This window comes from uncultured Thiodictyon sp. (genome assembly GCF_903828115.1).
Taxonomy (GTDB): domain Bacteria; phylum Pseudomonadota; class Gammaproteobacteria; order Chromatiales; family Chromatiaceae; genus Thiodictyon.
In genome coordinates this window covers 1-7,044 of sequence record NZ_CAIKKU010000410.1, presented here as the reverse complement: position 1 = coordinate 7,044, position 7,044 = coordinate 1, and the positions used below count along the sequence as shown (strand labels likewise).

General features: G+C 72.3%; 2 protein-coding genes. Both read left to right on the top strand.

Going from position 1 to position 7,044, the window contains the following annotated elements:
* The first annotated feature begins 16 nt into the window (after window positions 1–16).
* A complete protein-coding gene (locus tag QZY48_RS15185; RefSeq protein ID WP_295432242.1) occupies window positions 17–4,231 on the top strand; it encodes a YhdP family protein in 4,215 nt (1,404 codons plus the stop codon).
* A 348-nt stretch (window positions 4,232–4,579) separates the two neighbouring features.
* A complete protein-coding gene (locus QZY48_RS15180; RefSeq protein ID WP_295432239.1) occupies window positions 4,580–6,946 on the top strand; it encodes an AAA family ATPase in 2,367 nt (788 codons plus the stop codon).
* Window positions 6,947–7,044: the final 98 nt, after the last annotated feature.

The following is a 7,044-nucleotide window of genomic DNA, read 5'->3' as shown; positions in this document are numbered from 1 at the left end:
CGTAATCGGAGAAGCGATGCCCTGTTGGGTGCGAGAGAATCCTGGGCGCTACGATAACCTCGATTACGACAACGACAACGACAACGACAACGACAACGACAACGGCGGACAACTCCCCCCTTCGATGAAACCCCTGACGCGCCGTCTCATCACCTGGCTCCTGCGCCTCGGCCTGCTCGGCCTGATCCTGCTCGCCGTCCTCATGACGGCGCTGCGCCTGGCCCTGCCGGTCGCCGACCGGTATCGCGACGAGTTGACCCGGGCCCTGTCCGGGCAGCTCCACTACCCGCTCCAGGTCGCCACCCTGACGCTGCGTCTCGTCGGTTGGTCGCCGCGCCTGGTGCTCGACAAGGTGGTCATTTCCTGCCCGCAGACCGGGGCCGATCTCCTGCGCCTCGACGCCCTGGAACTGGACCTGGACCCCCTCGCCTCCCTGCTTGCCTGGCAGCCCCGGCTGCGTTCCCTGACCCTGGTGGGGGCCCACCTCGCGGTGCATCGCGCCCTGGACGGGCGGGTGAGTCTGGTCGGACTCGCCGCGCTGCGCCCGGATGACCCGGACGCCCTGCAGGTGTTCCTGAGCCAGGGGCAGCTCAATCTCACCGGGGGCGATATCCTGATCATCGATGACGCCGCGGGCGGCGCGGTGGTCCGGCTGACCCAGGTGCGCCTGCGCCTGCACAACGACGGGCCCCTGCATCAGTTCGAGTTGTTCGCCCACCCGGTGCCCGCGGCCACGCCGACGCCGACGCCGACACCGGCCGCACCCGACGACACCCGACTGCGGGTGCTGGCCGACCTGCGCGGCGATGCGGCCGATACGCGTCAGTGGGGCGGGCAGGTCTATCTGAGTCTCAACGGTGCGGACCTGGCTCCCCTGGTACCCTGGACCCTGCTCGATCCGGACCTGGTGCGCAGCCATAGCGTCCACCTGGAGAGCTGGAACCAGGTGGAGCAGGGGGTGCTGCGGGAGAGTCTCAACCGGGTCGGGATGCGCGCCGTCACCCTGCGCCTGCCCGGCGGCGACGCGGCGACGGGGAGCGGGGGTCGGCCAGCCACGGCGCCCGCCGCCGCCCCGGCCGCGCTCTCCCTGGACCGCCTCGACGGCCTGGTCCGCGTCACCCGGCGGGACGGCGGCTGGCGGCTCCAGGCGGCCGAGCTGGGGCTCGCGGTGGATGGGGCCGAGTTCCCGGACCTGGAACTGGATCTGCGCCTGTCCGCGGACCGGCGGCCGCGCGCCCTGGCCTTTGGGTCTGCCGGCTTCGACCTGCAGGCCGTGACCGGCCCGCTGCTGCGCGCCTGGCCGCGGTCACCGGTGGCGCCCGGGCCGCTGGACCCGGCCCTGCTCGCCGCCCTGAACCCGCGCGGGCGGGTCGAGCGCCTGGCGGCACTGGTGCTGATGCCCCCCGCGGGGGCGCCGACCTGGCAGGTCGCGGCCCAGGTCCGCGGACTCGCGCTGGAGCGCCACGCGCCGCTCCCGGGCCTCACCGGCCTGGACGCCCAACTGCGGGCGGATCAGGACGGGGGCCTGGTGACGCTCGGCAGTGCCGGGCTGGAACTGGATCTGCGCCCGCTGTTCGACCCGCCCCTGCGCCTGGAGCGCCTCGGCGGGGAACTTGCCTGGGCGCGCGACCCCGCCGGCGCGTGGCGCCTGACGGGCACGAACCTGACCCTCGCCAACCCGGACCTCACCGGGCAGGCGCGCTTCACCCTGGTGCTGCCCGGACCCGCGGACGCGGCGCCCGACGGTCCCGTCATCGACCTGCGGGCGAGCATCCAGGACGCCAACGCCGCCGCCACCCGGCGCTATCTCCCGGTCGGGGTGCTGCACCCGCAACTGACTGACTGGCTCACCCGCGCGCTGGTCTCCGGCACCGTGACCCGGGGCGACCTGGTGCTGCGCGGCCCCTTGAAACACTATCCCTTTCGGGCCCAGGAGGGAACCTTCGAGCTGCTGCTCAATTACCGGGCCATGGTGCTCGACTACCTGCCCGGTTGGCCGCCGATCACGGCGGCCACGGGGCACCTGCGGTTCCTGAATCAGGGGCTCGACATCCAACTGGACCGGGGGCGCATCTACGAGACCACGCTGAGCCAGGGCCGGGCCGGCATCGCCGACCTCTGGCACCCGCGGCGGCTCGCGATCCACGCCCAGGGCAGCGGCCCCTTCGCCGACGGCCTGAAGGTCCTCACGGACACGCCGCTGGCGCAGCAACTGGGACCCCTGGGGCGGTCCCTGGAGGTCACGGGTCAGTCGCAACTGGTCCTGGACCTGGAGGTGCCCCTGGAGCCGGGCGGGACCCTGGGCCTGGACGGGCGCCTGTCCTGGCCCGCACCCGCCGGCCTCAACCTGCGGGGCACGCCGGTGCAACTGACCGGGCTCGCGGGGGACCTGCGGTTTACGCTCGACTCGGTGAGCGCGCCGGCCATCCGCGCCAAGCTCTGGGGCCGGCCGCTCACGCTCGCCATCAGTACCCGCAACCCCGGGGACCCGGAGTCCGCCGCGACCCGCATCCAGGCCCGCGCCCGGATGCCGGCCGCGCTGCTGGCCGCCCGCTTCCCCTCGCCCTTCTGGCGGCTCGCCGGCGGCGACCTGGACTGGGACCTGGGGATCGAGGTGCGCAACACCGATGTCAAGACCGCCGCCGTGCCGCTCGATTTCACCCTGCGCTCGGACCTGCGCGGCCTGACCCTGGACCTGCCGGCCCCATTGGGCAAGACCGCGGAGCCGCCGCGCGCCCTGGAGCTGACCGGCGCCCTGGTCCCGGCCCGCCGCCTGTCCATCACCGGCCGCCTGGAGCCCCTGGCCTGGGACCTGAACCTGGACCTGGCGGGGCCGCGACCGCGCCTGGAGGGCGGCCGGGTGAGCCTGGGGGAGGCGCGGGCGGCGGCGCCGACGGCGCCCGGGCTGGTCATCGACGGCGCCCTGCCGGTGTTCGACCTGCCGGCCTGGTCCGACTGGTGGGGACGCGTCGCGGTCGGGCTGGGGGCCGGCGCTGGCCTGCCGGGCGCCCCGGGCGACACCCTCGGGCCGGTGTCCACGGACCTGCGGATCGGCCGCCTGGACCTGGGCGGGGCCACGCTTACCGAGGCCCGGGTGCAGGCCGCCCCCGCCGACGGCGGCGGCGGCTGGGACCTGCGCGTGGCGTCGCGCGAGCTCGCGGGACAGGTCCGGCTGCCCGGGCGCGGCGCCCCCGCCTCGCCCCTGGACCTGAACCTGGAGCGTCTGGACCTGAAGGCCCTGGTACCCGTCGCCGACGACCCGGACGCCGCCCCCGCCGCCGCGGCCCCCGCCCGCCGCCCGCCATCGCTCGATCTGCGCGTCGCGGACCTGCGCTGGGGCGCGGCCGGGCTGGGCCGCCTGGGCCTGGAGGTCCGCTCCGACACCGCCGGGGTCCGGGTCCCGCGCATCAACCTCGAAGGCCCCGGCGACACCAGGGTCACGGGGGACGCCGACTGGCTGGCCGCGCCGGGCGGCGGGCGCGGTCGGCTCGCCTTGGACCTCAAATCCGCGGACACCGCCCCCCTGCTGCGCGCCCTGGACTATGCCCCGCTGTTGAGCCGCGCCCCCGTGGACGCACGCCTGCGGCTCACCTGGCCGGGCGGTTTCGCCGCCTTTGCCCTGGCGCGCGCGACCGGCCGGATCGAGTTGGACGTGGGACCGGGACGGCTGCTCGACGTCGATCCCGGCATGGGCCGGGTGCTCGGGTTCCTCAACCTGGGTGAACTGCGGCGCCGCTTGTCCCTGGACTTCACCGACCTCTATGAGCAGGGGTTCGGCTTCGAGCGCATCACCGGCCGTATCGCGGTCGGCAGCGGCCAGGCACGCCTGCAGACCTTCGAGATCGCGGGGCCTGCGAGCGACATCCGCGTCAGCGGCTTCGCGGACCTGCGCACCCGCACCTATGACCAGACGGTCACCGTCGTCCCCAGCATCGGCACCAGTGTCGCCCTGGCGAGCGGGGTCGCCGGCGGCCCGGTGGTGGGGGCGGCGGTCTACCTGGTGGACCGGCTCAGCGGCGGCGCCCTCGACCGCCTGGCCAGCTACCAGTACCGCATGACCGGCCCCTGGACCAAGCCGGAACTGACCCGGCTCGGCTGGGAGCCCTTCGCGGGGGGCGCGCCGCCGGGAGCGGGCAACGGCGGCAAACCGTCAGGCGGCCAGAGCGCGCCGGGCAAGCCCGCCGCCCAGGCCCCCCGCCGCCCGGGGGGCGACAACCTGTTCCTGGATTGAGCCGCCGGGGCCGCCGGGCACCGGCGCGGCGCGCAACCCGGACCAGGATGCACCAGCCGGGATGCATCAGGGTTGCGCGGGCAATCCCCATCGTCACGGCGCAGTCATCGCTGCGGCGGGCCGGGCAAGGCGCCGGGAAAGTGACAGTATTTCTTACTATTGACAATAGTTTAAATGACTATTGGCGCGCTTTATCTTATCCTGTCAGGCGTTGAAAATGCCCTATGGTCCGGTCTATTTTTGACCGGTCGGCTGGCCTTCGAGCGTCGGTTCGCGGCCCCCGGCTCGCCGGTCTGAGGCCAACCCTCATCACCATGCATGCGTGCGCGCAACAGGGGAAGCAGCGTCTTGACTCAAGCGATCGGGCCTTCTCTGTGCGCAACCGAGATCCACCGGGGGCGCAAACACCGGGTGCTGCGCCTGCTCGACCCGGCGGCCGGCCCGCTGATCGTCAAGCGGGGCCGCGATGACGGGGCCCTCGGTCCCGCCCGGTCCGCGCTGCACAATGAGCAACGCATCCTCACGCTCTTGCAGGGCCTGCCCGGCTGCCCGCGCCTGGTGCGCTACGACCCGGCCACGCCGGAGCTGGCCGTGGCCGACTTCGGGGGCGTCACCCTGCAGGCGTCGGGCCTCTTGGGCAACCTCGATCGGGAACGCTTTCTGACCATCGCGCAAGCGCTGGCGCACGCACTGGCGGCGATCCACGGGCGCGGCGTCATCCACAAGGATCTGAATCCCAATAATATCCTGGTGCGGCCCGCCCACCGCCTGGCGAGGCCCTCCGACCTGCGGGTGCAGGTCATCGACTTCGACCTGGCCACCGGCTTCGCCGCGGAACACCCGGGGTTCGATCACCCGAGTTTCCTGCAGGGCACCCCGGCCTATCTGTCGCCCGAGCAGACCGGACGGATGAATCGGCCGGTCGACTACCGCACCGACCTCTATTCACTCGGTGCCACCCTCTACGCGCTGGCGACCGGACGGCCGCCGTTCGAGGAGACCGACACGCTGGCCCTGATTCACTCCCACCTGGCCCGCGCCCCGTTGCCGCCGCGCGAGTTGGCGCCCTGGTTGCCAACCCGCGTGGCAGACCTGATCCTGACCCTGCTCGCCAAGGAACCCGACGACCGCTATCAGAGCGCGGCGGGGCTGGCCCATGATCTGCACCAGTTGAGCACCGCGCTGGCCGTGCATCAGCCAGTCGTGACGGTACGACTGAGGGAGCGCGACCTGCCCCTTGCCCCCCGCCCGCCGCGTCGCCTGTACGGGCGCGAGAGTGAATTGGCAACGCTGCTGGCGGCCTTCACCGGCGTGACCGCGGGCGGGGCGCGGGGACTCTTCGTGGCCGGCTATTCGGGGGTCGGCAAGACGGTGCTGATCCACGAGATCCACCGGCCGGTGACCCTGGCGCGGGGCCTGTTCATCAGTGGCAAGTTCGAGCAATTCCAGCGCGATCGGCCCTTTCTGGCCCCGGCCCAGGGCCTGCGCCAGTTGTGCCAATTGCTGCTGGCAGAGCCCGAGGAGCGGGTCGCGCACTGGCGCGCGCGCATCCTTGAGGGCCTGGGCCCGGACGCCGCGGCCTTATTCGAGGTGGTGCCGGAGTTGGAGCCCCTGCTCGGTGCCCAGCCCGCCGCACCGGCACTGGGGCCACGCGAGGCGCAGGTGCGCTTGCGCGCCTTGCTGGTGGCCCTGCTGCGTCAGGTCGCCGCACCGGCCCATCCGCTGGTACTGTTTCTCGACGACCTGCAATGGGCCGACCAGCCGTCGCTGGACTTCATCGGCGCGCTGCTGGAGGAGCCCGCACTGCATGGCCTGTTGTTGATCGGCGCCTATCGCGACAACGAGGTCGATGCGGCCCATCCGCTGCGGCACCTGCTGCACCAACCGACGGCCACCGGCGCCCCGGCCCCGGTGCTGACCCTGGCTGGCCTGACGGCGGGCGACATAACCGATCTGCTGGCCGACATGCTGCACCGGCCGCCGGAGCGCGTGCAACCGCTGGCCGCCGCCCTATATGCCAAGACCAGCGGCAACCCCTTTTTCACGATCGAGTTTCTGAATGTGCTCTATCGCGAAGGGGCGCTGCGGCCGGACCCGGAGCGGGGGCACTGGCACTGGGATCTGGCCGCCATTGCCGCCTATCCCGCCAGCGCCAATGTGGTGGACTTCCTCGCCGCCGGGCTGCGCGACTTGGGGCACGCGACCGCCGACACCTTGGTCGCCGCCGCCTGTCTGGGCAACGCCTGCACCCTGGGGTTCCTGGCGCTCGCCACCGGTGAGGACCCGGGCGCACTCGCCGACCGGCTCGGGCCCGCGTTGGAGCGTGGAATTCTCGTCACGCCCAAGGTGCTGGCCTTGCATCAGGCCGACCTCGATGCCGCGCTGGCCTTTTGCCACGACCGGATGCAGCAGGCGGTCTATCAGTTGCGCGACGACCCCTGGCGTACTCGGCTGCATCTGGCGATGGCCCGACGCCTGGCCCAGGCCGGGGCCGATCCGGCGCATCCCTTACGCGCCGCCGAACACTATGCGATCGCCGCGCCCCTGATTCTGGAGACCGCCGAGCGGGCGCTCGCCCATGCGCTGTTTCTCACCGCCGCGGTACAGGCCCGCCAGGCCGGTTCCTTTATCACCGCGCAACGTTTCCTGACGCTGGGGATCGGGCTGTTGGCCAGGGCAATCGCATCAAGTTCTACTAATATTCGCGCTCACTGATATATCACGCAAATCCGACATCTGAACTGCCCCCAAGGCTACATGCCGTGTCCCTTTCCTATGTCATGAACACTTTGCGAACACTGCGCGTCTTCAAT

Bases quoted from the DNA above. Each gene is read 5' to 3' on its own strand.
- QZY48_RS15185 (WP_295432242.1), top strand. From the start codon at position 17: ATGCCCTGTTGGGTGCGAGAGAATCCTGGGCGCTACGATAACCTCGAT.